Source organism: Chryseobacterium sp. WG23 (genome assembly GCF_024586575.1).
Taxonomy (GTDB): Bacteria; Bacteroidota; Bacteroidia; order Flavobacteriales; family Weeksellaceae; genus Chryseobacterium.
This window is the reverse complement of the sequence record NZ_JALCZE010000004.1, coordinates 55076-80920: the sequence shown is the minus strand read 5'-3', so window position 1 is coordinate 80920 and position 25845 is coordinate 55076. Positions and strand designations below refer to the sequence as shown.

General features: G+C 33.1%; 27 protein-coding genes. 1 reads left to right on the top strand and 26 read right to left on the bottom strand.

Annotated elements, in window-relative coordinates:
- Positions 1 to 2 precede the first annotated feature (2 nt).
- The 13 genes from MP477_RS07355 to MP477_RS07295 all read right to left on the bottom strand — a co-directional run bounded on the left by MP477_RS07355 (position 3) and on the right by MP477_RS07295 (position 11911).
- A complete protein-coding gene (locus MP477_RS07355; RefSeq protein ID WP_257189806.1) occupies positions 3 to 2060 on the bottom strand; it encodes a M48 family metalloprotease in 2058 nt (685 codons plus the stop codon).
- A gap of 115 nt (positions 2061 to 2175) precedes the next feature.
- Entirely contained in the window at positions 2176 to 3129 is a 954-nt protein-coding gene (locus MP477_RS07350; protein WP_257189805.1) for a hypothetical protein, read from the bottom strand.
- A gap of 44 nt (positions 3130 to 3173) precedes the next feature.
- Positions 3174 to 3320 carry a hypothetical protein gene (locus MP477_RS07345; protein WP_257189804.1) on the bottom strand — a complete coding sequence of 49 codons (147 nt, stop codon included), beginning with the start codon at positions 3318 to 3320 and terminating at the stop codon, positions 3174 to 3176.
- A 47-nt stretch (positions 3321 to 3367) separates the two neighbouring features.
- Entirely contained in the window at positions 3368 to 3712 is a 345-nt protein-coding gene (locus MP477_RS07340) for a hypothetical protein (protein ID WP_257189803.1), read from the bottom strand.
- Between the two features lie 36 nt (positions 3713 to 3748).
- Positions 3749 to 5002, bottom strand: coding sequence for a serine hydrolase (locus MP477_RS07335; protein ID WP_257189802.1), 1254 nt, complete (start codon positions 5000 to 5002; stop codon positions 3749 to 3751).
- 105 nt (positions 5003 to 5107) lie between these two features.
- A complete protein-coding gene (locus MP477_RS07330; protein ID WP_257189801.1) occupies positions 5108 to 5767 on the bottom strand; it encodes a DUF2461 domain-containing protein in 660 nt (219 codons plus the stop codon).
- A 4-nt stretch (positions 5768 to 5771) separates the two neighbouring features.
- Positions 5772 to 6698 carry a serine hydrolase gene (locus MP477_RS07325; RefSeq protein ID WP_257189800.1) on the bottom strand — a complete coding sequence of 309 codons (927 nt, stop codon included), beginning with the start codon at positions 6696 to 6698 and terminating at the stop codon, positions 5772 to 5774.
- A gap of 246 nt (positions 6699 to 6944) precedes the next feature.
- On the bottom strand, positions 6945 to 8060 hold the full coding sequence (locus MP477_RS07320; RefSeq protein ID WP_257189799.1) for a DUF6794 domain-containing protein: 1116 nt from the start codon (positions 8058 to 8060) through the stop codon (positions 6945 to 6947).
- 134 nt (positions 8061 to 8194) lie between these two features.
- Positions 8195 to 8695: a hypothetical protein gene (locus MP477_RS07315; RefSeq protein ID WP_257189798.1), complete on the bottom strand. Its 501-nt coding sequence runs from the start codon at positions 8693 to 8695 to the stop codon at positions 8195 to 8197.
- A gap of 81 nt (positions 8696 to 8776) precedes the next feature.
- Entirely contained in the window at positions 8777 to 9952 is a 1176-nt protein-coding gene (locus MP477_RS07310; RefSeq protein WP_257189797.1) for a T9SS C-terminal target domain-containing protein, read from the bottom strand.
- A gap of 139 nt (positions 9953 to 10091) precedes the next feature.
- The gene (locus MP477_RS07305; protein WP_257189796.1) at positions 10092 to 10307 is read right to left on the bottom strand and encodes a hypothetical protein; all 216 of its coding nucleotides are present in this window, start codon (positions 10305 to 10307) and stop codon (positions 10092 to 10094) included.
- Between the two features lie 286 nt (positions 10308 to 10593).
- A complete protein-coding gene (locus MP477_RS07300) occupies positions 10594 to 10836 on the bottom strand; it encodes a hypothetical protein (RefSeq protein WP_257189795.1) in 243 nt (80 codons plus the stop codon).
- A 565-nt stretch (positions 10837 to 11401) separates the two neighbouring features.
- A complete protein-coding gene (locus MP477_RS07295; protein WP_257189794.1) occupies positions 11402 to 11911 on the bottom strand; it encodes a dihydrofolate reductase family protein in 510 nt (169 codons plus the stop codon).
- Positions 11912 to 11986: 75 nt separating this feature from the next.
- Here MP477_RS07295 and MP477_RS07290 point away from each other — a divergent pair, with 75 nt between their 5' ends.
- A complete protein-coding gene (locus MP477_RS07290; RefSeq protein ID WP_257189793.1) occupies positions 11987 to 12334 on the top strand; it encodes a helix-turn-helix domain-containing protein in 348 nt (115 codons plus the stop codon).
- Positions 12335 to 12810: 476 nt separating this feature from the next.
- Here the strand turns inward: MP477_RS07290 and MP477_RS07285 are convergent, their stop codons facing one another.
- From MP477_RS07285 to MP477_RS07225, 13 genes are all read right to left on the bottom strand, one after another.
- Complete coding sequence (locus MP477_RS07285; RefSeq protein ID WP_257189792.1) at positions 12811 to 14217, bottom strand: hypothetical protein; 1407 nt, start codon at positions 14215 to 14217, stop codon at positions 12811 to 12813.
- Between the two features lie 315 nt (positions 14218 to 14532).
- A complete protein-coding gene (locus tag MP477_RS07280; protein ID WP_257189791.1) occupies positions 14533 to 15111 on the bottom strand; it encodes a hypothetical protein in 579 nt (192 codons plus the stop codon).
- A gap of 510 nt (positions 15112 to 15621) precedes the next feature.
- On the bottom strand, positions 15622 to 16179 hold the full coding sequence (locus MP477_RS07275; RefSeq protein ID WP_257189790.1) for a hypothetical protein: 558 nt from the start codon (positions 16177 to 16179) through the stop codon (positions 15622 to 15624).
- A gap of 117 nt (positions 16180 to 16296) precedes the next feature.
- Positions 16297 to 16746, bottom strand: coding sequence for a hypothetical protein (locus MP477_RS07270; RefSeq protein WP_257189789.1), 450 nt, complete (start codon positions 16744 to 16746; stop codon positions 16297 to 16299).
- Between the two features lie 172 nt (positions 16747 to 16918).
- Positions 16919 to 17134, bottom strand: a complete 216-nt coding sequence (locus MP477_RS07265; RefSeq protein WP_257189788.1) for a hypothetical protein — start codon at positions 17132 to 17134, stop codon at positions 16919 to 16921.
- Positions 17124 to 17561, bottom strand: a complete 438-nt coding sequence (locus MP477_RS07260) for a transposase (RefSeq protein ID WP_306552723.1) — start codon at positions 17559 to 17561, stop codon at positions 17124 to 17126. Before MP477_RS07260 ends, MP477_RS07265 begins: the two co-directional genes overlap by 11 nt.
- Positions 17562 to 18050: 489 nt before the next feature.
- Positions 18051 to 19829, bottom strand: coding sequence for a DUF262 domain-containing protein (locus tag MP477_RS07255; RefSeq protein WP_257189787.1), 1779 nt, complete (start codon positions 19827 to 19829; stop codon positions 18051 to 18053).
- Positions 19830 to 20185: 356 nt separating this feature from the next.
- Positions 20186 to 20788, bottom strand: coding sequence for a hypothetical protein (locus tag MP477_RS07250; RefSeq protein ID WP_257189786.1), 603 nt, complete (start codon positions 20786 to 20788; stop codon positions 20186 to 20188).
- Positions 20789 to 20880: 92 nt separating this feature from the next.
- A complete protein-coding gene (groL, locus tag MP477_RS07245; RefSeq protein WP_230038159.1) occupies positions 20881 to 22506 on the bottom strand; it encodes a chaperonin GroEL in 1626 nt (541 codons plus the stop codon).
- Between the two features lie 68 nt (positions 22507 to 22574).
- Positions 22575 to 22931: a four helix bundle protein gene (locus MP477_RS07240; protein WP_257189785.1), complete on the bottom strand. Its 357-nt coding sequence runs from the start codon at positions 22929 to 22931 to the stop codon at positions 22575 to 22577.
- A 51-nt stretch (positions 22932 to 22982) separates the two neighbouring features.
- The gene (groES, locus tag MP477_RS07235) at positions 22983 to 23261 is read right to left on the bottom strand and encodes a co-chaperone GroES (protein WP_045500963.1); all 279 of its coding nucleotides are present in this window, start codon (positions 23259 to 23261) and stop codon (positions 22983 to 22985) included.
- 481 nt (positions 23262 to 23742) lie between these two features.
- Complete coding sequence (locus tag MP477_RS07230) at positions 23743 to 24465, bottom strand: hypothetical protein (protein ID WP_257189784.1); 723 nt, start codon at positions 24463 to 24465, stop codon at positions 23743 to 23745.
- 86 nt (positions 24466 to 24551) lie between these two features.
- Entirely contained in the window at positions 24552 to 25766 is a 1215-nt protein-coding gene (locus MP477_RS07225; RefSeq protein WP_257189783.1) for a cation:dicarboxylate symporter family transporter, read from the bottom strand.
- Between the last annotated feature and the right edge of the window lie 79 nt (positions 25767 to 25845).

The window sequence follows — 25845 nt, the reverse complement described above, 5'->3', positions numbered from 1 at the left end:
TATCAATTCACCTTCTCCGTATAACCAGAATTTTCCAATTCTTTCATTGTATGCAAAAGGTCTTTTTTCATAAGGAAATACTTCCTGTTGAGAAGGTAAGGGTAGACATTAATGGCTCTCATCAGAAGCTGCAGATTGGTATCAATATAATGGTCATTGTTGAAGTACATTAAATTGTTGTCAATATAGTAGTGCAGATCTTTTATTTCCTGTTCTTCCAGATAAAATGAGATAGCAGTATTTTCTAAATAAGGCCTGATTTCATTTTTTAATGTATCCTCCAATGGTTTTAGATTCAGGAAATTTCGTTTGATCTGCTCAGGCATTGTTTTCGTGCTCATAAAGGCTGCTGCCTGAGCAATATCTGTATAAACCTTTAATTTTTCCTCATAGCTGTTGTCATATGCTGAAAGAAGCTGATAAGCATTTATAAATTCAGCTTTTTTACCGGAATCATTTGAGGAGGAAAAGAAATAGTGATAAATGTCGGAATCATTCTGCTGAATTTGTTTTTGTATTTCAGAAATAGAATGGTCAATTTCAGGAATCAGTTTTTTAGCTTCCTGAGCAGTATACTTCTTTCCGTCGTAATCAAATGTTTTTAAAACCAATTCTTTATTGACAATAGCTTCAATTGTTTTTTTATCACTTTCAAGAGCGATCAGGGTATAGACTAATTCTACTTTTTCTTTGCTGAAAAGATCATCAAAAAGAAGATCTTTTGTGGTAGTGTTTTCCTGAATGGTAAAATCAGGGTTTTTGTTATCGTAATAACTGTTGAAAATTTTGTCGAAAGAATCCCTGTTGTATTGTTCCTCAAATTCTGTTTTAAAAACGTTCAGTTCCAGTTCAGTTCTTTCTTTTTGGTATTTAACCCTTGAAAAGAGCTTTGCAGTAAGTTTTTCTTCAGTTTTTTCAAAATCCTGGAATAAGTTTTTGGCGTGTCCATTGTCGGTATCCTTTATAATATTAAGATTTCGAAGTCTTGCGATACGCTCTTCATGAGAAGGGTGCGATGCCCATTGGTTCTCAATCATCAATTTAGACTTGTTAAAAAGGCCAGATTCTGAAAGTTTTACATTAGGAAGATCATGTTTCATTTCCAGTTCATTTTGTGTGGCCAGGAAATTCATCACAAAAGACTGTTCTTTGTAAATATTTTTGCTCGCCTGATTTTTGGAAACCTTAGCATCGTAAAAACTAATCACGTTGTTATAAGAGTTGCTTGCCAGTTCTATCCTGAGAAGAGATTCTTCCAATGAAACGGAACCTGCAATATGGGCAGCCACTTCATCGGCATGAAACTCCATTTCTCGGGAAAGTGCCATATGACGGATATTGACAAAAGAATACATTTTAGAAAGAACCCATTGGATTTTATTGGTTATAAAAAGGGAAATCGCTGCAAAAATGGAAAAATAACCACTCATACTTGCCCAGCTTTCTATAGAGTTCCGGTAGGATTGATCATCATTAACAAGATTAAAAATAATCTGGTTCACGTTATACACATAGCTTCCCACCTTCATAGAACGCTGCGAAAAATGTCCGAACTCATGGGCAAGAACAGCTTTTAATTCCTGTTTAGTAGAGGTGTTGATTAATCCAACGCCTATGGTCAGATTTTTTTTAATAGGAAGAAACATACTCCAAAAACTTGAATCATAAAAAACACTGGCATTTACATCATAGGATAGATATACTTTTTTAGGGAAATCCGTTTCAGCTTCTTTTACAATTTCATCAATCATTTTAAAAAGCTCAGGTTCCTGTGTTCTTGTAATTTCTGTAAGATAACTTCTGTCGTTGATATGTTTCTTGAATAAAAATTTGATGATAAAAAAGAAAACACAAACGCCTGTTCCTGCAGCTCCTACTCCCAACATGAGGGTTAAGAACATGGGTTTGGTGATGATAAGTAAGATCCCTCCACCAATACAGGCTACAGCCAAAATAATGGTAAAAAGAAACATAAGGATATATACAAGAACGAAAATGCTAATCGCAAGAATAGCGGATTTACTCTTCTTTTTGAAGTCTTCAGAAACCTGAATGTACATGGCAATAATTTTTTACAATAATACATTCATAAAGTTAACAAAACAAAAAACCACTTCAAAAAATTAGAGTGGTTTCTGAGCTTTCCTATCATTTCCTATTCTCCAGGTAAGAAAACTAGCTGTTGATACTGTTTACGTCCTTTTCCGCTGCCCAGCTGTCAAATGCCGTGGCTGCGCTTCCTATTTCTATAATCCGGTCTTTATGAATCATAACTCCCAACCCATGTTCGCTGTCCCAGGAACACGAAAAACCTAAACCGATGTATGGGTAGTGATCTCTAACTACTGAAGTAATATAAAAATAAGTGGGTGATAAAAGATGAGCAAAACCTTGTATATCTTTTAAATCAGGCATGAAATCAGTTTTATCTTCTTCAGAATAGTTGTAATTTTTTTGTAAATCGGGGTACTGTTTTAAAAGATCAGTCAATATTTTTTCTAAGATGGTTTCCTGGTTTTCTTGTAAATATTCTAATCCGTTTTGCTGTTCCTGGGTCGGCTCGTCCATATATTCATCTTCCTCATCCAGGAGTTCATAATAAAATTCAGGATCTTCCTGATCGAAGAAAGTCTGCCAGTACTTCAGTTCGATACTAAGATCGAGATAGTCATCATCACTTTCTGCATGATCAGGCAAGTCTCTTGGCTCATCAAGATGTTTATTGAAAAATTCATAGCAAAAAGGGGCTCTTGAAAAAATATAATCCTGATTTTCAGCATAACATAAATTGAAATACTCCAGGGCTTTTTCTTCATTGCCACATTCCAGGCAGCATTCTCCGGTATAATAATTCCGGATATAAGAAGCATCTTTCTGAGCAGCGGAATGGCGGTCTGAAATCTCCAGCCACCTCATCATATTTTCAAAATCTTTTTCCCGGATGTATTCGTTGATCATCCGGCTGCTTATAATGTAAGCCTGATAAATATCATATTTTTTATCATCAGCTTCTTCCCATTTTCCCTCTATAAAACTGATGAATTCTTCTCCGGTGATTGTAGAGGTTTTGAGCATCGACTTTTCTAAAAATGTATCGATTTCGTTAATTACCTTTTCAGCATTTGACATTAGTGTTTTATTTTTTTTTAATAAAAATATCTTAGTTTTTTAGGTTAGCTTTCCATTGCTATCTCATCTAGTAGTCCATTTTCGTCGGTATTGATTACCACCAGATAATCTGTAACTTCAAATTCTTCCTGCTGCTTTTGTCTCAGCTCATTTAGGATTTGTTTTCTTCGCTCTTTTTCATTTTTGTCCATACAGTATGTTTTAGTGTTGCTTGTTTCATCGTAGCATTCACACTATTTCAATGTTTTTCTTTTTCAATAACAAACCAGTCGTCTAATACTTCACCATCCAAATCTGTTTCCAGTTCGTAATAACCAATGGGTTCTAAATTGTCAAGATAAATTTCGTTTTCAATATACAACCCTATTCTTGTTCTAATAATAGAGCTGCCGAAACGCCTGTCAATAAGATATTGGTATCCGTCAAAAATTGTTTTAATTTCCTGTTGTTCGAAGCCACATAAAAAATTCTTGTCGGCAGCATTGTTTAAAAATATATAAGTAAGACTCTCAAATGCTGTTTTTTTTAATTCTAATCCCGTAACTCTTTCTTTCAGTAATAATTCAATGTCCTGAGCTTTCATATCATATTGGTTATTACCCAAATCTACGTATAAATGTTAATGTAATCTGCTCAGTGCATCCAGTTTTATAAAATATTCATCCAGCAGGTCATAAATAGCTTTCTGGTCTTTTCCCGAAACTTTTTGATCCCAATCTGTATTGACGATTAAATATCTGCCCATCTTTTGATCTTTAAAAAACCATATCACGGAATTCATTCCCGGATCGCCGCCGGTGTGGCCAAAGTTTCCGGTAGAGCCAAAGCCCATTGTGATGCCCATATTGTATTCGTCGCTGTATTCACTGTTGCTTCTGTCCTTGAAGTTTTCGGCTTTCAGCTGTGGCGTAAAATATTCTTTATAACTTTCTTTGGAAAGAATGCTTCCATTTCCAAAATATCCTTTCATGAGTTCCAGAAGGTATTTGCTCATATCACTGGAAGTGGTAAGCAATCCTCCGTCAGGATAAGTGTTGAGTGAATAATAGGGGTAGGGTGTTTGTTTATTGATAAATGTCTGCGTATACTTTGAAAAATTGACAGCATTAAATTTCCAGCCGGAATGATTCATTTGTAAGGGCCCAAGAATATATTTCGCGGTAAATGTGTCATAGGACATTCCTGTTGCCTTTTCCAGAACCAGTGCTGCCAAGGTGGCTCCAATATTGGAGTAATTAAAGAGCTCACCGGGCTTATTTTCGGTGAATACATCTTTAGCATACCATTTTCCTTTTTCGCTGAGCACATGAGTTAAAAACTCTTCAATGGAAATTTTTGCAGAAGGTGGATTGAAGTGGGTAGGAGAGATATCAATATGTAGATGGTTGGCGAGATCGACAGTATCTTTTAAAACAACAGTATTATTTAAATAGGCGCTATTGTCATTGATAGAAGAGGTGTGGGTGGTCAATTGCCGGATCGTTACCGGGATTTGCGGATGATAGGGATTGGTTACTTTAAATGGAAGATATTGATTAACGGGATCATCCAGTTTTAATTTTCCCAATTCCTGAGCTTTAAGGACTGCAATACCAATTAATGTTTTTGTAACCGAGGCTATATTTTGAACGGTGTTTTCATCATATTTTTGAAAAGGTTTTAAAGTGGCAATACCAAATCCGTTTTGATACAATATATCACGATCATTCACCAGCGCCACTCCAAATCCATTGAAGCTTGTATTCTTACTGATCTTTGCGAGTTTATCCGTTAATTCTTTTTGGGTTCTTTTGAATTCCGGGGACTGTTTTTTCTGTGCCTGGCAGAAAATAATCAGCAAAACAAAAAGAAGATTGTAGTTTAGGTTTTTCATACTGGCTTTTATATAAAAACAATTTCAGTGGTCTAATTATTACATTTTCAGAGTTTTATTTGTATTTTAGAGATAGTGTAGCTGAAAATTATAGCTGATTCAGAGTTAAAATAAAGGCTCTCCATTGAGGTCTGTTGCCAGTACTTCACTCATATAATCAAAAAAGGGGCGCATCGCCAGTAAAGTTAACACAGCTTCCTTTTGAAAATTATCGGATAAAACCTCTTTATCGGTAAATTTTCGCATGACTACGAATTGCTTTTTTCTGATTAAATCGATAGCCGGATGATTTTTATCAAAACCTCTTGGAGCCGTTTTTACGGAATCACCTTTGAGCTCTCCGAAATATTTTACAAAGGTTTCGTCAGAAGTAATCTTTTCGATTTCTGTGGTACTGATTTCAAATTCTTTACGGAGACGAAGTAAGTCTTTGGTTTCAGGTCCCCAGAATCCGCCTCCTACAAAACTGTTGCCGGGTTCCAGCTGAATATAATATCCACCTCTTAACATCGGTTTTGAACGGGAATATCCCACTCCGAAATTGGTTTTGTACGGAGTCTGATCTTTAGAAAAACGAACGTCCCTGTAAATTCTGAAAATATGAATTCCTTTCAGATTATCATATTCCTGAAGTTTAGTATAGATCTGATTAAAAAAATCTTTGTTTTCTTTTACAATCAAATCATATTCAGGCTTGTGTTGGGCAAACCATTCCCGGTTGTTATTTTCTTTTAAATGGCTGAGGAATTCAAATGCTTTTTTCATGATCTTATCTTTCTTTTTTGTTTTTCAAAATTCCTGTAATAGCATCAGAAATTTCAAATAATTTTCCGTTGTGATTGTTTCCTAGCAGAATAATAGTCAGCTTTTTATTGAGATCAGAAACTAATAAGGCTTCATAGTTTCCGTATCTCCCATCGTGTACATGCTCAATTAGTTTTCTGTTTTTAAATTTTGCCTGTCCTAAAGAAGATTGAGTTTCCGGTAGGTTAAATTGCTGCCCCAGCTCAAATAATGAATCTGCGTTGATGACTTTATTGGAATGAAGACAGCCTGACCATTTCAGTAAATCCAGAGTTGTTAAGTAAGTTCCTCCTGTTAGGGGCAGATCCGCTTTGTCTGCCACTGAATCATTATTAAATCCTTTGGCGATGTTGTTTTCATTTTCAAAAGGAGTCATTACAGAAGATGTCATTTTACAAGGCTTAAAAATGAACTTTTCTGCATACAGGTTAAAAGGCATTCCCGTAATCCGCTCCAAAATAAACTGCCTTAGAAAAACATTATTCATGTTGTAATCGTATTGAGTTCCTGGAACAAAATCTAGTTTGTCAATTAATTTTAAATCATCAAAAATGTCCTTATTATTTTTAATTTTTTTCCAATTTACATTGGGTAGTCCACTTGTATACTGTAACAAATCTTTTATGGTGACTTCACTGGCCCATTTGGGTAATTCCGGAATATATTGGGAAACATGATCTTCTATTTTTAATTTCCCCTGTTCCTGCAATTGAAGTAATGCGACACCACTAAATTCTTTGGTAATAGAACCAATATTAAACCTGTAGTCAGTTGTTAATTTCTTTGTTTTTGTAGCATCAGTGAAGCCGAAAGAAGCATGGTAAATAATTCTATTATTTTCTGACACTAAAACATTTCCGTTAAAGTCACCCATCTGATTTGACCGTTTCATCAGAGAATCAATTTGGTTGATCCTGTTTGTTTGTGCCCATGTATTATTCGTTAGAAGTAACAGAATAATGGAAAGCAAGAGGAGTTGTTTACAAGATTGCATGTTTAATTTTTTGTTAGTGGTTTTGAGAATTTTTTGTTTTGCTCAAAGTCGAGAGTGGGGGACATTCTTTACACAAGATTGGCGATTAAATTAAGAGGAGATAAGAAATCGACGTTTAAAATGCTTGTGACTTAAAAGTTTTTTTTATTCGGTAGTTTCCCAATCTTTATATTCAAACCATTGTTCATTATTACGTTTTACTTTTTTGATAATTCTTTTTGGAGGCTTGCTCCACCTTTTGGTTTTCGGATCATATATTCTATGTTCCTCATTGTCATAATATATAACTCCTTTTTTATCACAAGTTTCAGTGAGCTTCACTTTGATTAAAAAGTCTTTTTCGTTGCGTTCTGTAATTATTCCCGTCGCCATACAAGTATCATTATCATATCTATCTTCCTGTTCTTTACTTACAAATCCTTTTTGATAGTTGAAGTTGAGTTTATCCCCAATTTTGTATTTGGAAAATTCTTCTATTTTTCCTTTCCTTGCTTTCTTCTCAGAGCTTTCCCAGTAATCCTGATAATATTTTACTTGTTCTTCAAGCTTAATTTCTTTGCTGTTTAAATATCTGTGATAGCTTACTAAAATAATTCCCGACATATCATCAGGATGATAAATTTTTAAATCATTAAAATATTTTGAAAGTCTTGAGCCTCCCCAAAGTTGCCAATTATTTCTCATCCACATTCCAAATCCCAGATGAACTTTTCCTGTAAATTCTTCTTCTTTTAAAGCTCTCACTTGCGTCTTTGTGTCTTCATTCCAAAATATATTTATCTGAGCAAAGCAATCTTGCAAATCTTTTGGGATATACACACTATTAATACTATCTGTTGTATATTTTACCTTGTTGTTATCATCCGTCTTTTTTTGAAGTACAATATATTTGGTAAGTATTTCTTTTTCTGTGATTTTACCATTTATCAAATATTGCTTAAAAGCATATAATAAGATTTCTGACTGATGATCAAAAATTCTTTTTTTATTTAAATATTTAGTGATTCTGGGATTACCATTTTCACTTGTCCAATTAAAAATTGTTCGGTAGTCTTGATATGGATTTGTCTTTGCGAATGGATAAACAGAATAAATTAAACTATCATTATGAATATTTTTAATTTGTTTTTTAACCCTATCAGGGCAATCTTTACCCAAAAATATTACAGCTTGTTGTAAATTTTCCGGAAGTTTATTTTGTGCAAATAAATTTAATGATGTCAAAAATAACAGAATGCTTATTAAGAGTATCTTTTTCATGGTAGTGTACATGATTCAAATCTACGAATTACAGTAATATCATACCTAGAGCTTTGTTGATGTTTTTATTTTAGAAGCATAAAATAGAATCCTGCTTTAAAAGACAGAACGGGTGTATGATGTTATTAATGATTCTAAGATGTAATTTTTTTGAGATAAACTCTTTTGTTTTTCCATTTAGTACCAAAAAATAAAAACTTCTTCTGGTTAGTGTATATTTTTGATTTTTTTTTCAATTGCCCGTCTTTAGTTCCGTAAGCAAAGAGTTTATTTCCCTGAATTTTATATTTTAAGTGGTGGTTGATCCCATTTTCATTTTTTAAATCATAATTATGATAGTTGCCGGATAATATGTCAGATATGGTTAATGAATCATTTAAGGATTCTATTTCTCCTTTATTCTTACTGAATTTTAAATACAGATTATGACCGCTCAGTTTATAAAGGCCAGAAAGTTCTGTATGCTGAAGATCTCCAGAAAATACATAATTAAATTCATTGCTATTCTTTAATTCGATTTTAGTGACGAAGAAATCAAATTCAGCTTTATTAGATTTATAAATTCCTTGCAATTTTTTTTGTGAGCTGCAAGATGAAAGGAGTAATAAAGCTAAGATCAGAATGAAGATTTTCATGGCATTTGCAAAGAGGTTTATGTCAATTTTTATTTTCAAAACGAGTATTCGCAGAAATAGAGTTTTAAAAAAATATGCTTATTATCTTACAATTCTAACCTGTTGCAAAACCCCTTTTTCATTTTTATAACTAAAAAAGTAAATTCCACTTCCGACTTTTGATAAATCTATTATTTTATTATAATAGGCAAAACCTTTACTGATTGGCTTCCCATCTTTTGAGAGAATGGTATATTCAAACTGATTGCTGTTATTTTTATTACTGATCCGAAAACCGTCTCTGGCTGCGTTGGTATAGACCCTTGTTTCAGTTTCATGATCTTCATTGGCTGTATTTGCAGAAAGTATACTCTCACTAATATCTGCCACTTGTATGCTTTTAATAGCTGAGCTGGTGAGAGAAGTTGTACTTCCACCGATGATGTACAGTTTATTGTTATATACTTCCGCTGCAGCATGTCTTCTGGGAATCATATTGGATGATAACTGATGCAATTTATTGGTTGTAGTATCAAAATAGGCCAGAAAAGTTTGATTATTAAAACCACCTACAATAAAAATCTTATTACCGGATACCGCTAATGCGTGTCCCGATATACCAGAAGGCATCGTATATTGCTTGATCCAAAGATTAGTGTTGAGGTCGTAAACATTGATCAGACGGGATGGGGTACCGTTAAAACCACCAATGACATAAAGCTTATCATTAACAATTTTGCCCTTTGTTTCTCTGGCTGTGGGCATATCCGGTAATGGATTCCAGGTATTTGAAGCGATATCGTACACCTGAAATTTTTTAGAAAATACGGTGTTTTTGGCTCCATTTAATCCGCTGCCACCAAACACATATATTTTACCATTATAGATGGCAGAACCTGCATTTCCTGTATAGGAATGATTAACAGCTCCCTTCGTTATTGTATTGGTGGCAAGGTCTACAATTTCAAGATGACTATTTCCCCAACCGTTAAAAATATATATTTTATTATTATAAGTTTCCGAATTAGCAAATTTTTTGGTAAGTAAAGCAGAATTGAGAACACTCCAGCTGTTATCAGTAATATTATATTTCTCAATATAATTGGCGATACCTCCTTTTTCCTGATATCCATTGCTCACATATATATTGTCATTTACAATTACACTGGTTATGGCACCCCTGCCTGCAGACATATTAGCGAGATTTTTAAAATGAAGTGTTTGTGCATAGGCTGACAATGAGCCCAAAAATAAAAGGAATAATAATTTTGTTTTCAATGGTGTTAAGATTTAGTGTTTGTTTTTATTTCTATTAAGAATTCGATATTTTTTTAGTACTGAGTGTCAATATAAAATTAAGCTTCAAGGATTAGGGTGAAGTCAATTCCGAGAACTTAAAAAGCACCCTTGATTGTTATTAAGTAATAAAGTCATATCCAATTTCTTTTACTCCTTTAAAATCCTGTTTTGATTCCCTTTGGATTAGAATACCTTCTTCATTGAGTTCTTCCAGAATATATTTTAGTTTTAAAATCAGTGCTTTATTTTCAAGTAGGAAGTGATGCTCAGAAACAGGAAAACCACATTTTTTTAAAATAGAAGTAGGAGTTACTACAAATTTCTTTTTTGACATTTGTAATTTTAGAAATTCAAGTATTTTGATTTTGTCTAATTCTTCTAACTGTATCATTTTATTTACAATTAAATTTGTTGCTCAATCGAAAGGATATTAGCAAGAAGTACTTTTTAAAATTTCGTTTCAAAATCTTCGCAATGCTTTTAATTCAGGTTCTGTTAAGTTCCTTTCATTAATCTCCTGCCAAAGTGATTGTGCTTTGTTGAGTTCTGTTATCCCTGTTTTTTTAACTGCAGCTCCCCACATTAATATGGCAAAGTCTTTTTTGTTATACAGGATTCCATCAAAACTTATAAAGGCACCCCCCGCTGCGCAAAGTCTCCTGACTTTTGAGCCCGGATGCACAAACCAATAAGTTGTTCTTATATGAACCGATATAAACCTTGTTGTCATCAGGATTAATAGCAACTTCAAAAGGCTCATCCTCAATTCTTGTCAGATTATTAAATCCTAGCTCTGTTAGTAGCGTTTCGTTGTCTATCTGTGTCGGTTTATTAATTATTATAGCTGATGCTTTCCAAACCATATCTTATTTTTTTGTCAGTTTGTATATTCTGCAAAATGGCAGATAATATCCAAATTTACACATTGCCTAATATAAAACAGATCCAATTGTGTTAATATTTTTAGATTGTTTTCATCAATGACGTAGAATTAAATGTAAAACAACGATCATACTAGACTTTGAGCAGCTTAACGCTCTTTATTTCTTTCTTCGACTTTCAAGAATAAGGTGTGCAACATCCAGCATTTTAGTCAGATGAATGTATGAATTGACGATATTACTTTCAGGTATATTGCGGTAAGCTCCCCGCTGCCCCCTCGCTATCGCACGAATCCTTTCGTGTGGTTCAAGTATTATAAATTAAACATTCTAATAATATAATCTAAGGCCAAAACCACACGATACAATCGTGCGGTCGCGAGGGTATTTACTTTATAAAAAACCGTCATGTTTTTACAGAACGGTTTTTAATACTTGTGTCTGGTAATAGACAGATTGTAATGTTAATAATTGATCTCGGTTATTCATATTTTTTTCGTCAAGAATATATCTGAGACTGTATTCACCTTTTTTAGATCGTTGTTATTCAGTCTTCTTTACTTAGATGCAGTTGAAGGAAACCGTCTTTAAGGTTATATTCTTTATGTTTAAATTTTGAGTTCAGTTCACTGCTGTTTCCTAATACACCGCCAACTCCTGTGATTAATGGATGAATATTAAAATAAATGTCCGTTACCAAATCTTTGTCTATAAAGGCATTAAAAGCACCTGTTCCACCGCCAACTGCCATTTCCTGCAACCCTTTTTCTGACATATATTCAATAGCTTCTTCGGGGCTTTCAACAGTTTTGTAGCCTTTTGATGCGTAGGGTTTTTCAGAGAGTATTACGATTTCTATTCCGCTAAAATGTTCTTTGACTTCCTGTGGGAAGGTTAAAAAACTTTCAAAGGTTTTCAAGCCTATGACAAGGTTCCCAACTTTTTTTGCGAATTCTAAATAAAACTCCATTGCTTCTGGTGGCAACTGATGATGTGGATGATCGGATAATAATACTTTACCATTAGCCGAAATATTGGCAATTACTGTTACTTTCATTTTTTTTACAGTGTAAAATTATGTGAAAGAAACTTTACCTTTACTATCCATTACCTTTTGGAAAGTAACTATACTATGAGTGCCAAAAAAAATGACATCAATAAAGAAAAAATATTAGCCCTTAAAGATGCGATTGAATTATTGGGGGGCAAATGGAAATTCTGTATTCTGCATAATTTGTATTATTACGAAACAATGCGGTTTAAAGATTTGCAGGAAACGGCTTTGGGAATAAGTCCAAAAGTTCTATCCAAAGAGCTGCAGGAACTGGAAGATAATTTACTGATTACCCGAACGGTTAATAACACCAAACCTGTTACAGTTTCGTATGCACTTACCACACATGCCAAAGAAACTGAAGATGTTGTCAATGCCCTAATTAATTTTGGCTTGAAGCATAGAAAGAAGATAAAGGAGAAGTGATTGTATATAAAAACAGTTTAAACTTTTTTATGAAACCACAAAAGGCACAAAAGATTGAAACACTTAAGGGAGCTTAAGAGGATATCCTGGTACAGAATAAGTCCACATAAGTTTTGAAAAATCTTTGATTTTTTTTTCTTCAATGTATTTTATGCTGTATTATTTTAAACTTTCTAAAGTGCACTAAAGTGTTTTGAAAATAAAAACTTTTGTGACTTTTGTGGTTAGTTTAAACAGACTTATAATTAAGAAGTTGAGTTTACATCAAATCATCTTTTTTAATTTTTAAGGCTTTATTTTTTCCTTCCTTTCAATAATAAGGTACGCTGCATCCAGCATTTTGATGAGATGAATGTACGGGGTTATGATATTCCTCTCAGGGCTACGGTTACACCGCTATACCGCTATCCGAAGTCTCCTGACTTTGGATGATTTATTTTTTTGTGCAAAGTCGAGAGACTTTGCTGAGCATAGATCTATTCATTCTCATTAAAGTCATCCTGTCTGCAAATTAAAGCTCTAATTCCATAAATATTCTTTTCTGAAATTCCATATAGATTAATACGCCATCCATTGAAAATCCATGCATTATATTTTATTTTGCCTGATGGAGTGGTAACCTTAACTTGTTCTCCTATCTTATTTAACTGTTCCTGAATTTCTGAATATTTCTCTCTGAATTTTTTATCACTTTCAAGATAGTTCTCGTTTCTGATGGGATAGAAGTCTTTACCAACAGAATAAACAAAAATTGTCTTATCCCAATCCAAGAAGATTGCTTTTAGCATTTCATCTTTTTTAACAAATAAATAATCAATGTTTTGGGTGATATATTCATTTTCAGATTTTAAATAATTAATTGTTTCTACTTCAATCTTATTAAACTTTTTTGGAAAATAGGAATTATGATTAATATTGTTTCTTCTTTTTTGGAGGTCAGTCCCCTTTGTTCTCTTTTCAAAATTAATTATTTCTTTTTTCGAAATAGCATTCTTATCAGATAAGAAGGAGAGTAACTGTACAATATTGTCAGACTTAGTATATTGTATTGTGTCATGAGTGTAATTAACTTTAGTAATGTCAATATTGTTATCATTTACTTCAAAAAAACCGAATGAGTTATATCCATTTTGGAATTTTAAAAATTTGTATTTGTTTTGTTTATTTCTGAATTGATTATGCCAAGAAAAAAATCTGTATTTTTCATTAAATTCTTTAACAATTTCCACCTTATTCTGTCTAACTTTGGAAATAGCCGTTTTATCTTTTAGCTGGGTAATCTGATATAATTTATTATTAGTAACAAAGGAAGTTATGAAAGCATAATTTATTTTATCAATAGAATTTCTAACGTAAGGATCAAATTCTATTGTATCTCTATATATAGGCTTAATTCCCTTGACGTTATCATAGGAAGTAAATATTCCATTTTTTTTATTGTTAATTACATTGTAGTGCTGATTAGAGCTGCATTTATTTAGTTCTTTAGGATTTCGAATTTCCCAGATTGAAGAAACGTTTGTTAAGTAAAATTTTCCGAAAAGGAAATTAATGTCCTGACCATTGAGGCTTGTGAAATATTCTGATTTGTCTTTTTTATTAATAAACCAGGTTGCTTGTCCCCATTCTCCAAAATTTTTATACATAACTTTGTAGTTGTTATCAGTATAAACTAAGTCATTTCCTTTAGTTGTTTCTATAAATTTGTTTGCATTTACATCAAGAATATACCTTTCATTATTATTTTGTTGGATATAGAGCTGGTTATCAGATACGAAAAAATCTAAATAATAACTACGGGAAAGATCTTCAGGTAGTATCACAGTCCCCAGTATTTCTCCCGAAATATTATATTTTACCAAATATTTTTGGGAATGTCCCATATAATATAATTGATCTTCCTGAAATATAGAATAATATTCATTCTTAAATTTTAATGAACTTATCATCTGGATTCGGGAAGCAGGTCTGAAAATATCACGAGTGTTGATTTGAATGAAACGCTCGTTAATATTGAAAGTTTGGCTGCTGACGTTAAAAAAAAATAATACGGTAATGTAAGTTAATAGATAATTTAAAAATTTCATGATATTCAAATATTAAGAAATACTTTTAGTTGAATTTTAAATTTGTAGATTTCTGAGCTATATATATTATTTGTGCAAACTCGGGAGACTTTGTGGAGTTGGGTAGTGTTTTTAAGTGATAAAAGTATTGATCACCTTTTTTACCATCCAATTTCCATCTTTTTGTTTTTCCAGAAGATAGCCAAAACCAATTCCAAAAGAAGAGTCAAAATATCTCGATTCTATATAAGCATATCCGTCTTTGAAGTACACAGGATTGGAAAATTCATAGAACTTTACACGATTATTAATATCTTCCTTAGTGGCGAGTTTTATATTGGGGTTTATTTTACGATCAATTTTCAGAGAATCAAAAATATATTGGTTTTGTTGTAATAGATGCAAAGAGTCAGATTTTCTTTCTTCTAATCTATTGTTCTTCAAATCAAGCAAATGAACAACACTTTTATTAAAAAATGGTGGTGATCCCGGTTCTTCTCCCAAGATTTCTTTTTTACTAGGACTATAGACTTTTAATTGTAAAAGTTCAGGATTAACTAAATAGATGTTCTCTTTTGAAGTACTACGATTGGATTCGTATTTCAAAACAGTATTCACTATTTTGTTCAGGTCTGTTTTCTCTTCTGTATTACTTTTAGAACAGCTTACTATAAAAAGTAATGAAATCCATATTAAATATATTCTCTTCATGTGTTTTAGTGAGCTATGGAAACAAAGATAGATAAAAGTTAGGATAAATTATTGGACGTATTTGTATGTTTAGTAAGGCCCAAATTTACATATTGTACCAATATAAAGTATATACTATAATGATAATGTTGATTTGAGCCCGGAATTTCCACTTTTATTTCTTCCTTCTCCTTTCAAGAAGAAGGTACGCTGCATCCAGTATTTTGATGAGATGAATGTACGGGTTTATCATATTCCTTTCCGGAAGATTGTTATAGATGCCCATTGAGAAATAAACCATACCGGAAATAAAATAATCAAATTACTTGATGCTGTATTCTTTGAATGCTTTTTTAAAGAGCAGCAGAGGATTTTGGTATTCTTTCTCAGAAAGCAAGCCAAGAACCAACGGAGATACATGTTCCAACTGAGTATTGACTTTGGATTTGTGTTTAATTGCATAAAGCCAGGAGACTTTGTGCAGTAGGGGTAGAAGAACAAAAGTAGATAGTATTCTCAAGTGTCAATTATTTACCTGCCAGTTGTTTTATGCCTCCAAACTGCAATTACATTTGTATCTGCATGGTGTTCATCAGGGTTATTTTCCAGAAGTCGTTTTTTGATGTCATATGCTTTTTCAAATTCGTCAATAAGTCCTTTGTTGTTTAGGTCTGTTGGTAAAAATGTTTCTAAGAAGCCACCACAATTAGTCAAAGCACTAATGTTGAAATCTTGATCAAGCAGTTCATACCCTATAAATTCAAACCCGTCCATATTAATTTGGCTGCATTCCTGATCTGGTGCTACAACAACTGCCAGAAGATTGAACTTTTCTTTCGAACTTAATCTTTTAAATACAAAATCAAGGGTTGTAAAAAAGCCTGTTTGGTATTGTTCAATAACGTGAATATAATCCCAATCGTTGGCATTATCATAGTCTGGCTCAACTAAAATTTCATTTAGCATTCCATCCAGCGAAACAAGTTCTTTGAGATGACTTAGTTTAGACCATTCAATATACTTATCCCAAGACGTTCCGTCTTCATAGTTCTTATCGTATATTCCTCTTGCAGTAAATAAAAATGTCATTGTTTTTTCTGTTATTGTTTTGCTAATGCTTGTTTTTAGAAGCTTTCCTGATTTTGGATAATTATTTTATTTGCGCAAAGTTGGGAGAATTGTGTGAAACTGGATGATCTGGGAAATTTACTTAACATAATCCCCTGCAACAATAGATTTTTCCATTTGCCCGACAATTTCAGAAACGGGAATGGTAAATATCCCGGCATTTCCTTTGTCAAAATCTTTTCTCCAGTAAGAATAGCCGTCCATTTCAAGGGAATCTGGTTTTTTGCCTGTCTTATTTTTCAGGCTAGTGACACTTTTGTCTAAAGCTTCTTCTGAAATAGGAAGATGGCTGATGTATTCTGCAAAACCTTTGGGACTGGCAGGGTTTCTCATTTTCAAACCACTGATGGAAATATGAATTACTTTTCCGGTTTTAGGATATTCCTCAATCTTTAAAATTTTAAGAATTGAGCTTTTTTCCGTAGGACGGGTTTTGTACTGCCATTCCTGGCCGACAATGTATTTGCCTTTCTCAGTACAACTGAAGAATAGCAAAAATAGTACTGCTATTAAAGTATAGAGTTTCATGAACGGCCGGTTATTAGTTTTGCATATTTGCTCGTTATAGAAACAAATATAGGTAAAATCTGGGAATAGGAAATGGTAGTGGTATTTTAGCAAGGGTAATGATAAAGAATCCGAAGTGGGGAGACCTAGGATTTTATTGTGGATTCATATTGAAAGGTTGTGTGAAAATGGGTTATGATTTTCCTTCGTTGATATACTCCTGGTAATCTTGTTCTAAATTATTAATTTCCTTAATTAAGAAGTCATAAATATTTCCCTCAAATACTTCGTAATCCTCCTCGTCATATTTGTCATACTCAACTTTTATCATCCCGCTGTCGGTATTGCCCGGTAGAGATTTTCCGCTGCGCAAAGTCTCCCGACTTTGAGCACTTATTTCATTCATCATAATTATTATATTTCCAAAATTCATTTTTCTTAGTAGGATCTATGACTAGATTTTCAGCAATCTCAATCTCAAGTAATCCTTTTCCAAAAACATAATTACCAGCTGAAGAATAAAGATAATGATATCCTTTTTCAACAAATCCAGCCCTTACAGGATTGAGATGGATATAATTTAACTTATCCCACATAAAATGTGATGTAAATATTTCCTCAGCATGATTCCCATATTGCCAAAATTGATAGCACTTATTTCTATTATGCGTTTCGATTGCTTTTGAGAATCTCTCTAACATCCACGCTTTTCTACTTTCAGGTTCACTTTTGATTTTTTCCAAGATATTTTTGGCGGTAAATTTTTTAAAGTCTCTTAATAAATCTGATAAATTATGACTTTTTGATTGTACTATTAAATGAATGTGATTAGTCATGATGACATAGCCGTACACTATCATTCCTTTATTTTGATACAATATTTTAGCGCTTCTATAACGATATTTCTATAGGTTTTTCGGGAAAAAACATCAATCCAATCTATAACTGTACAAGTAATAAAATGAGGTTTATCCTGATCTCTTATAATATAACCTTCTTTCATTGTGTTTGTTTTATTCTAAATATATAAATTTTAGAATAACTATTCAAGGTCTTACTATACAAATAAAGTCAACCTCTAAAGATTGACTTTGTTATATTGCTAGCTCAAAGTCGGGAGACTTTGCGCAGCGGGGGAGTCCATCCACAAGAATTATTCTATTTTGACTCAAAGTTAAAAATTTATATCATGTGAGAGTACTTATAATTGAAAAATAAACCTGCTCTGGAGTAGAGTGGGTTTATTCTAATTAGCAGTGCTAAATTAGCTAATAGTTTTCGTTGTAAATATATTTTCTTTCTTAAAAGAAAAGGAATTTTGAAAATTATTTATAGGATAAGAAAAAATCAGCATATTTTTCTGGCTGTACTTCTTGAACATTTGCGCCGTGTCTTACATAGTATTTACCATTATAAAACATTGGAGTGTTTAATGATGCAATTTTAAAAATCATTACATCCTTATTAAAATAATTAATTAACCTTAAGTTTTTACATAAATAATCTTTGACATCCTCAGAGATAGGCTGGCTTTTGATTTTTTGAATAATTTGTCTAAAGAAATCATCTCTGTCTTTTGCAATAGATATAAATTCGTGTTCAATTCCAGAAACATAAAAGTCTCTATATTTAGTTGTTTCAACTCCATAAATTGTCTTAACTCTATCTGAATCAGCTTTACTATCACATACTCCAACACAAACATATCCAGTATTGCGTGCAGAATTATTGGCGATTGCTGTTAAAGTTAAAATAATTTTACTGAAATTATCCTCATTAAATTGATTTGTGCCATCTAATTTTGTAAATCCTTGCTTAAAATCGTACGAGGTTTGTTCTGTTTTAGATTGCATTAATAGTGATTCAAACTCTGTTAACCACTTAAAAGCACCAGGATCATCAGTTCCTTCTTTAAATGCAGAAGAAATTATTCCCGAAACTGCATCAACATTTGAAACTCTATTTGATGAACTCCAATTCCCTCCTTCTGTTATTGTAATATGTGATGCAATGCCTTGTAATTTAGCAATTAGTTCAGTATAACTATTTACTTCTTTATTCTCTTTGAAAACTAATTTATGGAGAGCTAAAAATACTGTTTGAAAATATCTAGGAATTCTTTGGGCATGTTCATTAAATAATAAGTCTCGTAAATTCTTTCCTGATATCTCAATAACTTTTCTAATTATATTATAGATTGTGAGGAATTGATTTCGTAAAACATCAGCCCCAATTCTATTTAAAGCTAAAGATAATTCTTCAGTTTTGTCTCCTTTTTTTAAACCATAATACTCGTCTAATACTCCAGAACTCGTTGCTGGAATTGTCATAAAAGCCATTGCTGATAAAATATCTGCAACAATTTCCTCGTCACGAGATTCACGAACCATTTCTTTAGTAATAACATTATTTGCAACCCAAAATAAATCATCTACATTTATACCATAATCTAAACCGACATTAGTAATGCTAATTTCTTTCATACGTTTCAGATTTAGAATATCATCATGGGATACATCTGTTCTAATATCCGTAGAAACAATTCTAACCAAATCACCAAAGCTATCAAGTGTGCCTGCGGCTCTTAACTCTTGTCTAGATAAATGTCTACCATAACTATTTATTCTTACAAAAATTTCGTCAATTTTATCTTCATCTGTAAATGAATAAACTGAAACAGGTAAAATGTAACTAGCAAATCGTTCACAGAGTAGACGATCTAAAATTGGTTCTTTTTGAATTAACTCTCCACTATCTAATAAAGATTTTGACTCAACTAATGTATTTAAATCAAAATAACAACCTTCATGAGTAAATTCGCCTTCAATAAATGCATTGATAGTATTTAATCTCTGCATACCATCAATAATCTCGAAGGCCGTAGAACCATGAATTGTTGTTTCTGCTAAAAGAATTAAGGGAACAGGAAGTCCCTTTATTAAAGAGTCTATAAATCTTTGTTTTTCTTCAAAAGTCCATATTAATTTTCTTTGATATCTTCTATTAACATAAAGAATATTATTTTTATAAAAATTATATATTCTCTGTATACTTTCATTTCGGATAGTTAAGTCTGTTTGAGCTGAATTAGAATTTTCTGACATTATTTTGTTTTTATTGTAATTTATTAAAAAGAATTATTGGACGATTTGCTAAAATAGAAAAATATAATGATATTTTTTTACGGAAAACCGTATTTAGTTATGAACAAAAACCGCCCTATAAAAATAGAGATTTATATATTAAATGATCTCAGTGACACGCTGTTACATCATTGCTGGCATTCCACCACCCATTAGCATAGCTGGTTCCGCGCTCTTAATTTCAGTGATTACAAACTCAGTAGTAAGAAGCATTCCAGATACAGAAGCTGCATTTTCAAGGGCAACTCTTATTATTTTAATTTTAGAAATGAGTCTTGCATAAAATGCTAGGGCCTAACTGGATAAAAGTTATAAAATTATGTAGAGGATTTATTTAACGAATTATAAATGAGAGAATTCAATAGAATTCTTACCAAGGATGTTGCAGGTGATAAAAAGTCATTTCCAAATTGTAAAATCATTTCAATAGTTTTCTCAATATCAATTTGAATAGTCTCATCATAAAAAGAATCAATATTAATATGTGCCGAAATATTATTACGAAGAGGAATTATATAATTATCATAATTGAAATCTTTTTTAAATTTTTTAAGGTTAGCGGCTGTTGTTTTACAAGCTTCCATTGCCTGATCATCATCTTTACAAATACTATTAATTAGTTTTCCATTTGCACTATATACAACTATTACTTCATGTATTGTTAAAAAAATATTTTTGAGAAAGAATAATTTTTCAGAATCATTTTTTACAATATGTAAATTTTTTAATGAGATACTTAGATCCGAATTTGCAATAATAAATAGCATCGATAGCTCATTTATTTTTTGTATTTGATTAAATACTTCTTCGAATTCTTTTGATATATCGCCTTTGTTTATTAAAACTTTAATATCTCTATATTCTTTTATACCATTTTCAAGAAATGCTATAAGTTTATCAAAATATTCTATATGTTCCATATTATTATTGAGTTTTCAAGTATTAGTTTTATAAAAAACCGCCCTATAAAAATAGGGCGGTTAGTATATTAATTTGCCTCGGTCGCTGGCTGTTACATCATTCCCGGCATTCCACCTCCCATTGGCATAGCAGGTTCGTCTTTTTTCACTTCAGTGATTACACACTCAGTAGTAAGAAGCATTCCAGATACAGAAGCTGCATTTTCAAGGGCAACTCTTGTTACTTTTGTAGGGTCAATGATTCCTGCTTCAAGCATGTGAACATACTCGTCAGTTTTAGCATTGTATCCGAAGTCTCCAGAACCTTCTGCTACTTTAGCAACGATTACAGAACCTTCACCACCTGCGTTAGCAACGATTTGTCTTAATGGCTCCTCGATAGCTCTCTTAACGATTTTAATCCCTGTAGTTTCGTCAGCATTGATTCCGGTAAGGTTTTCCAACGCAGAGATTGCTCTTACTAAAGCAACACCACCACCTGCAACGATACCTTCTTCTACAGCTGCTCTCGTAGCGTGTAATGCATCATCTACTCTGTCTTTTTTCTCTTTCATTTCCACTTCAGAAGCTGCTCCTACATAAAGTACAGCAACACCACCAGCTAACTTAGCTAATCTTTCCTGAAGTTTCTCTCTGTCGTAGTCAGAAGTTGTAGTTTCCATCTGAGCTTTGATCTGAGCTACTCTTCCTTTGATTTTCGCTTCATCACCACCACCGTTTACGATTGTTGTGTTGTCTTTATCGATCGTTACTTTCTCAGCTGTTCCAAGCATATCTAAAGAGATGTTTTCCATCGTAAAACCTTGCTCTTCAGAAATAACCTGACCACCAGTTAAGATTGCGATATCTTCTAACATTGCTTTTCTTCTGTCCCCGAATCCTGGAGCTTTTACAGCAGCAATTTTAAGAGAACCTCTTAATTTGTTTACCACTAAAGTAGCTAAAGCTTCACCTTCCACTTCTTCAGAGATAATCAATAGAGACTTACCACCTTGTGCAATTGGCTCAAGAACAGGAAGCAATTCTTTCATTGAAGAAATTTTCTTCTCTACTAAAAGGATATATGGGTTTTCTACTTCAGCTACCATTTTCTCAGGGTTAGTCACGAAGTATGGAGACTGGTATCCTCTGTCAAACTGCATACCTTCTACAACATCTACAGTTGTATCGATACCTTTAGCTTCTTCTACCGTGATTACCCCTTCTTTACCTACTTTTCCGAAAGCTTCAGCGATCAAAGATCCGATAGTTTCGTCGTTGTTCGCAGAAACTGAAGCTACCTGCTTCACCATTTCTGTAGAATCTCCAACTGTTTTAGATTGAGATTTAAGGTTTTCAACAACAGCAGTTACTGCTTTGTCGATTCCTCTTTTAAGATCCATTGGGTTAGCACCAGCAGCTACATTCTTAAGACCTTCTCTTACGATAGCCTGTGCCAAAACAGTAGCGGTAGTAGTACCGTCTCCTGCGATATCATTAGTTTTGGACGCAACTTCTTTTACCATTTGCGCTCCCATATTTTCTACTCTGTCTTCAAGTTCGATTTCTTTTGCTACAGAAACACCATCCTTAGTTACGTGAGGAGCACCGAAAGATTTTTCGATTACTACGTTTCTACCTTTAGGACCTAAAGTTACTTTTACTGCATTAGCCAATGCATCAACACCTCTCTTTAACGCGTCTCTTGATTCAATATCGAATTTTATTTCTTTTGCCATATTGTTTAGCTTTTGGCGACTGGCTGTTAGCTTTTGGCTTTATACAAGTCGCAATTTGATTTTTAATTTTAGTTTACTTTTAGCCTATTCCACAATGTTACAAGCTTCTTTTTGAGTATTGTTAATTCTTCCAAAATATTTTGATAATCATTTTCATTAATGTATCCCAAATCTTTAGCAAGAATTAATTGGTTTTCGGCTTCATTGGATGATCCTAATGCAATATTGATGAAATGGGCGAATTCCTTATCCGAATTTCTGCCGCTTCCTTCTGAAATATTATATCCAATTGACGCAAATGATCTTCTTATTTGAGAAGTAAGTCCAAAAACTTCTTCTTTCGGAAAGTTTTTGGTTGAAGTATATACTTTTAAAGTCAATTGATGACTTAATTGCCAAACTTCAAATTTTTTAAAATCTCTCATGAATTAAATTCTATATAGAAGGCCATTTGCCAGAAGCCAATAGCTAGAAGCTTACCCGATAATTCCCAATAAATCAGCTTCTTTTACAATTAAGTAATCTTTTCCTTCCAATTTCAATTCAGAACCTGAATATTTTCCATAAAGAACTTTGTCACCTACCTGAACAGTTGTAGGTTCATCTTTTTTACCAGGACCTACTGCCACTACAGTACCTTCTTGCGGCTTTTCCTTTGCAGTGTCCGGGATAATAATACCTGATGCTGTTTTAGTTTCTGCAGCAATTGGTTCTACTAGAACTCTGTCTGCTAATGGTTTAAAGTTTACTGACATAATATATTTATTTTTTAAGTATTTCTGTAGTATAATTCTCTAAATGTATGCCATCAGGGGTCAGTGGATGAAATGGCAGATTTTTGTCGGGGGATGTGAAAATTTGGCAGAAAAATAAAAACAGAAAGCCGGAAAATCTTCCGGCTTTTATTGAACACTATGAGTTGGTTTTTACTATGGGCAATATTGTCCAGGTCCAATCCATAGGATACATTGTCCTTTGTAGTTGTATTCACAGCAAAAGCGTCCTATAGCGCCGCCGTTGATTGATTTCTGAGCATCTCTGCTTAATAATTTAGCATTTTTCATAGTTAATAATATATAAGGTGTACAATTCCTGAACATTTAACGTCAATCAGGTTTTTGACATTTGGTGTTTAGTGGATCAAATATAAATATTTTTCCTTAATGTGTGATATGTTTTTGTATTTTTTTTGAAAATAATGATTTGGTTATCAGTCATTAAATGATATTTTTTTATTTATTGTATTGTTTCTATTGACATTTTTCTTGTTCCCGATTCAATGTCCTGTTTGAGGATTTTCCGTGTGTCAGAATCAATATAATAGGTTACAGTCGTTGTTTTTTTTGTAATGTCGTCAGCGGTTTTTACGATCCATACTTTTTTATGCTGATAGTCCCCCTTTTCTACACTTTGGATGTAGGCTTTCATTATTCCTTTTTTTGTTGCATTGGGATTATAGTCAAAAATGGAAATTTCTGCAGTGTAGTGTTCTTTCAAGGGTAGAAACCTGATCAGTGTCGGATAACTGCTGCTGTCAAAATAATGGGTAGCAGGCATGTCAATATCATCTTTTTTCTGAGTTTTCTTATCAAGATAATACCCGGTTACTTTGTTTTTGTGGTAGGTAAAAACCATATCGCGGTTCATATTAAAGGATGAATGGCGTATCGGCTGAAGATTGGCGGTTTTCACAAGGGTGGAATCTACCCAATGGGTATTGGGCATCTGCTTCATTTTTACGGTGGTCTCTATGAGCAGATCTGTTGTGTTTAATTTTTTAATCTGGGTAGTAATGTTACCGATTTCTATTTTTTGACCGGCATTTTCAGCATACCATACTGCTTCAGATGTTTCGTCCTGTATGAGCTGGAGATCAATACTGGTATTGGATGGGGTAAGCAGTTGTTGTGAAAATACATGAGTACTGCCTATGAGCAAAAGGATCAGAAATGTTTTCATAGCTTTTTTGCTGATAAGTAGTGTTGGTTTTCAAAAAGTTACATTTGATTAAGCCTTTACATCTATGATAGGTTACTATGTTGAAATTATGGTAGAACTTTTTTCTGCTGCTGGTTGAATTTTGAAATAATGGCTCCGGCTACTGCAATGCCTATAAAGTTGGTGACTGATCTGGCTTCATTCATAAAACGGTCTACGCTGTAAAGCAGAGCTAAATCTGTAAGGGGTATTTTTCCAAATCTGTTCAGGGTAAATATAAGAGCTAAAAATCCGGAACCGGGAACTCCTGACGCTGTTTTTGAGGTAAAAGAAATAATGATAAACAGCCAGATATAATCATTGATCGTCAGTGAAATATTATAAAACTGAACAAGGAAACAACAGGTTACCGAAATATAAATACAGGCTCCAGCCAGATTGAAGTTATAGCCTAAAGGAATAATAAATCTTAAAATCTTCCTGCTGTAGCCCTCAGATTCCATTTTTTCAAAAATTAATGGGAATGCTGTTTTGGAAGTAGAGGTAGTAATGACCAGGATAATTTCCTCCTTGATATTAAGCAGGAATTTCAACAGGTTGAATTTGAAAAAGTAGGAGATCAATCCTAATATTCCGAAAATAAAGACAATGTCTGCCAGATATACCGTAGCCACCACTTTACTAAGCGGCAACAGGGTATTGATTCCATAGATAGCTACTCCGTAAGCAATATTACAAAAGATGATGATGGGAAGAACAAGGTAGAGATATTTAATAAAAATATAAAAAATGCTTAATCCCTTATCCAGCAGTTTCAAAAATCTCTCCCTTCCTTTTGAAAGATTCATGGATATTCCCAGGACTATGGACAGAATAAGAAATAGGCCGTGTCTGTTCAGGTATAAAATGGTAGAAATTTTTCCATCTTTTATTTCGAAAGTTTTGGGAAGAGACGTATTGATTTTGCTGGTATTAATGCCTGTGTCAGCGCCCGGCTGTATGATGGAGCCAAAGATAAATCCCAGTACAATAGCTATTGAGCTGATGATAAGAAAATATAAAATCGTTTGCCATACGATGCGTGTTGCATTTTTAATATCAGAAAGCTGGCATATTCCGTACATAATTGCCATAAAAATAATGGGTAGGATAATAGACTCCAGAATGATGAAGAAATACCGGCTTACCACGCCCAGCTTTATGCTTGCTTCCGGAGCATAATGACCTGTCAGTACTCCGCCTATAATGGCTGTGAATACATATAAGGTAAGATTTTTCAGGTACCTGCCGGTAAATGTTTTCTGAGACTGTAAGAGATTCATTCGGGAAAGATATGCGGTCTTTATACAACAAATATATAAACTAGGGCATCATTATAACGTTGAAACTTAATAATTATGA

Bases quoted from the DNA above. Each gene is read 5' to 3' on its own strand.
- MP477_RS07355 (WP_257189806.1), bottom strand. From the start codon at position 2,060: ATGTACATTCAGGTTTCTGAAGACTTCAAAAAGAAGAGTAAATCCGCT.
- MP477_RS07350 (WP_257189805.1), bottom strand. From the start codon at position 3,129: ATGTCAAATGCTGAAAAGGTAATTAACGAAATCGATACATTTTTAGAA.
- MP477_RS07345 (WP_257189804.1), bottom strand. From the start codon at position 3,320: ATGGACAAAAATGAAAAAGAGCGAAGAAAACAAATCCTAAATGAGCTG.
- MP477_RS07340 (WP_257189803.1), bottom strand. From the start codon at position 3,712: ATGAAAGCTCAGGACATTGAATTATTACTGAAAGAAAGAGTTACGGGA.
- MP477_RS07335 (WP_257189802.1), bottom strand. From the start codon at position 5,002: ATGAAAAACCTAAACTACAATCTTCTTTTTGTTTTGCTGATTATTTTC.
- MP477_RS07330 (WP_257189801.1), bottom strand. From the start codon at position 5,767: ATGAAAAAAGCATTTGAATTCCTCAGCCATTTAAAAGAAAATAACAAC.
- MP477_RS07325 (WP_257189800.1), bottom strand. From the start codon at position 6,698: ATGAAACGGTCAAATCAGATGGGTGACTTTAACGGAAATGTTTTAGTG.
- MP477_RS07320 (WP_257189799.1), bottom strand. From the start codon at position 8,060: ATGAAAAAGATACTCTTAATAAGCATTCTGTTATTTTTGACATCATTA.
- MP477_RS07315 (WP_257189798.1), bottom strand. From the start codon at position 8,695: ATGAAAATCTTCATTCTGATCTTAGCTTTATTACTCCTTTCATCTTGC.
- MP477_RS07305 (WP_257189796.1), bottom strand. From the start codon at position 10,307: ATGTCAAAAAAGAAATTTGTAGTAACTCCTACTTCTATTTTAAAAAAA.
- MP477_RS07300 (WP_257189795.1), bottom strand. From the start codon at position 10,836: ATGGTTTGGAAAGCATCAGCTATAATAATTAATAAACCGACACAGATA.
- MP477_RS07295 (WP_257189794.1), bottom strand. From the start codon at position 11,911: ATGAAAGTAACAGTAATTGCCAATATTTCGGCTAATGGTAAAGTATTA.
- MP477_RS07290 (WP_257189793.1), top strand. From the start codon at position 11,987: ATGAGTGCCAAAAAAAATGACATCAATAAAGAAAAAATATTAGCCCTT.
- MP477_RS07285 (WP_257189792.1), bottom strand. From the start codon at position 14,217: ATGGGACATTCCCAAAAATATTTGGTAAAATATAATATTTCGGGAGAA.
- MP477_RS07280 (WP_257189791.1), bottom strand. From the start codon at position 15,111: ATGAAGAGAATATATTTAATATGGATTTCATTACTTTTTATAGTAAGC.
- MP477_RS07275 (WP_257189790.1), bottom strand. From the start codon at position 16,179: ATGACATTTTTATTTACTGCAAGAGGAATATACGATAAGAACTATGAA.
- MP477_RS07270 (WP_257189789.1), bottom strand. From the start codon at position 16,746: ATGAAACTCTATACTTTAATAGCAGTACTATTTTTGCTATTCTTCAGT.
- MP477_RS07265 (WP_257189788.1), bottom strand. From the start codon at position 17,134: ATGATGAATGAAATAAGTGCTCAAAGTCGGGAGACTTTGCGCAGCGGA.
- MP477_RS07260 (WP_306552723.1), bottom strand. From the start codon at position 17,561: ATGACTAATCACATTCATTTAATAGTACAATCAAAAAGTCATAATTTA.
- MP477_RS07255 (WP_257189787.1), bottom strand. From the start codon at position 19,829: ATGTCAGAAAATTCTAATTCAGCTCAAACAGACTTAACTATCCGAAAT.
- MP477_RS07250 (WP_257189786.1), bottom strand. From the start codon at position 20,788: ATGGAACATATAGAATATTTTGATAAACTTATAGCATTTCTTGAAAAT.
- groL (WP_230038159.1), bottom strand. From the start codon at position 22,506: ATGGCAAAAGAAATAAAATTCGATATTGAATCAAGAGACGCGTTAAAG.
- MP477_RS07240 (WP_257189785.1), bottom strand. From the start codon at position 22,931: ATGAGAGATTTTAAAAAATTTGAAGTTTGGCAATTAAGTCATCAATTG.
- groES (WP_045500963.1), bottom strand. From the start codon at position 23,261: ATGTCAGTAAACTTTAAACCATTAGCAGACAGAGTTCTAGTAGAACCA.
- MP477_RS07230 (WP_257189784.1), bottom strand. From the start codon at position 24,465: ATGAAAACATTTCTGATCCTTTTGCTCATAGGCAGTACTCATGTATTT.
- MP477_RS07225 (WP_257189783.1), bottom strand. From the start codon at position 25,766: ATGAATCTCTTACAGTCTCAGAAAACATTTACCGGCAGGTACCTGAAA.